The organism is Streptococcus atopicus (assembly GCF_049166725.1).
Lineage (GTDB): Bacteria > Bacillota > Bacilli > Lactobacillales > Streptococcaceae > Streptococcus > Streptococcus hominis.
The window spans coordinates 1-2,813 of record NZ_JBMHFC010000020.1; the positions used below are offsets into that span (position 1 = coordinate 1).

The following is a 2,813-nucleotide window of genomic DNA, read 5'->3' on the forward strand; positions in this document are numbered from 1 at the left end:
TATCTCTAACAAACGTGTGACAGTTGACTTTGAAGCGACCAAGACATGGGTAAACGGAAAAGCAACTGACTACAAAGAAGTCAAACTCGGTTTGTATGTGCACAAAGAAGGACAAACTGTTGCAGATTCAAAACCTGTTACTGGGAACTACACCCCTGAAGTAACCGTGTCGAACGGTGTCTACACTTATAAGTGGAAAAATCAACTTCCTGAACGTGATGTTGATGGAAGCAAGCTAGTTTATTCTGTTCGAGAACTTCAAGACCAGACTGACCTTCCTTTGAAAGAGGGAGAGAAAGTCAAAGTTGGAGAGAATAACTATGTCGTATCTTACAATGCAGACAAGACTCAAGTTACCAATACTTATGAAGTTCCAAAGATAAACGTGACGGCTAAGAAAGTCTGGGTTGGCGGTCAGGAACGTGTTCGCCCAACTACCTACTTCAAACTTTACCGCACACTAGAAGGTGGAACTGAGGAAGCTGTAGCTAATGCTGAACTTAAAAAAGTTCCTACAACAGATGGTACGGTTAAATGGACAGGTCTTCCGGCTACAGATCAAAACGCTAAGAAGTACACCTATAGCGTGAAAGAAGTTGATGACAAAGGTGAACTGATCACTAAAGTGGATGGTTATACTCCTAGCCAAACAGACCCTCTAACTATCACAAATACCTATAGCGCTTCACCGACTGAGGCTGTTATTGAAGCCAAGAAAAAATTGGAAGGTCGTCCAACAGAGCTTCAAGACGAAGAATTTGAATTTATCTTGAAAGATAAAGATGGAACAGAAGTTCAAAGAATCAAGAATAAAGGTACTAATGCTGATGGAACTGGTCGCGTAGTCTTCAATCCTATTAAATTTACAAAAGAAGGACATTATCAGTACACCATTGTGGAAGCAAAAGCAGGTGAAACTGAAAATGGTATCACCTATGATAATAGAACAGTTCCTGTAATTGTACACGTCTATGATAATGGAAGAGGTCAACTGGTTGCTTGGGTTGAGAAATTCGAAATTTCTCAAGTAGCACTTCCAGCAGCTGATTTTTCAACTTCAGCACCTGGTTCTAATCTTGTACCACCAATCTCTGGGGCCATCAACACCATTACAGATGCTGGAATTCAGACATTCACAAATACGTACAAAGCTACCAAAGCTAAAGCACCTGTTTCGGCAACCAAATCATTCATCAACAAGAACACTGATAAGCCAATTCAGCTTCAAGGTGGGGAATTCGAATTTGCCTTGTTCGAGAAAAATGGTACAGATCCAATTCAAACAACAACAAATGATGCAACTGGAAACATTAAGTTTGAAGATTTAGAATTCAATAAAGCTGACACTTATCATTACACCATCGTTGAAAAGAATGCTGGGACAACTGATAAAGGAATCACTTATTCTAACAAGACTATCGAAGTAACGATCAAAGTTGTTGACAACGGTAAGGGAGCGCTTGAAGCAACTGTTACCTATGACAATAACGACAGCACTTTCGAAAACACCTATAAGGCTGAAAATGCCAAAGCTGTTCTTGAAGTAGATAAGAAACTAAGTAATCGCAATCTCGAAGCTGACATGTTCGAATTTACATTGACAGACCAAGTTGGTAACGTTGAAAAAGCGAAGAATGGTGCTGACGGAAAAGTTAAATTCTCAGAGTTGACATTTGATGAAGCAGGTACTTACACTTACACCATCAAGGAAGTAAAAGCTGGCACAACGGAGAATGGTATCACCTACGATGCTAAGACCGTCACAGCTAAAGTAACTGTAACCGATGATGGTCAAGGTAAATTGCATGCGGCTGTTGAATACAGCAGTGATGGTACAGCTAATAGCACAACCTTCAATAATGTCTACACCCCAGCAGGTGACACATCCGTTACTCTTGGTGCGAAAAAAGTTCTTGAAGGTAAAACTCTTGAAGCAGGTAAATATAGCTTTGTCTTGAAGAAAGCAGACGGAACTGTTGTCGAAACAGTGACAAACGCTGCAGATGGAACAGTGACCTTCTCACCAATCTCATATGATGAGAGCCAAGTGGGAACTCACAAGTATACCATCTCAGAAGTTGCTGGATCTGAAGCAGGAATCACTTACGATAAGACTGTTCGAGAAGTAGAAGTCAAGGTTGAAAAAATCAGTGCTACTGAATTAAAAGCAACGGTTTCGAAAGAAGCGAAAGATCTTGTCTTCACTAACAAATACACCCCAGCACCAGCAACCAAAGTAAAAATTGCTGGTAAGAAAGTGCTAGAAGGTAAAACTCTTGAAGCAGGTAAATACAGCTTTGTCTTGAAGAAAGCAGATGGAACTGTTGTCGAAACAGTAACAAACGCTGCAGATGGAACAGTGACCTTCTCACCAATCTCATATGATGAGAGCCAAGTGGGAACTCACAAGTATACCATCTCAGAAGTTGCTGGATCTGAAGCAGGAATCACTTACGATAAGACTGTTCGAGAAGTAGAAGTCAAGGTTGAAAAAATCAGTGCTACTGAATTAAAAGCAACGGTTTCGAAAGAAGCGAAAGATCTTGTCTTCACTAACAAATACACCCCAGCAGGTGACACATCCATTACTCTCGGAGCTAAGAAAGTTCTTGAAGGTAAAGCTCTTGAAGCAGGTAAATATAACTTTGTCTTGAAGAAAGCAGACGGAACTGTTGTCGAAACAGTGACAAACGCTGCAGATGGAACAGTGACCTTCTCACCAATCTCATATGATGAGAGCCAAGTGGGAACTCACAAGTATACCATCTCAGAAGTTGCTGGATCTGAAGCAGGAATCACTTATGATAAGACTG

The 2,813-nt window shown here is 40.7% G+C and carries 1 protein-coding gene; it reads left to right on the forward strand.

Annotated elements, in window-relative coordinates; translation table 11 throughout:
* Positions 1-2,813: Spy0128 family protein (locus tag ACOMA9_RS09725; RefSeq protein WP_421425375.1), on the forward strand; the 2,813-nt coding region annotated here is incomplete at both ends.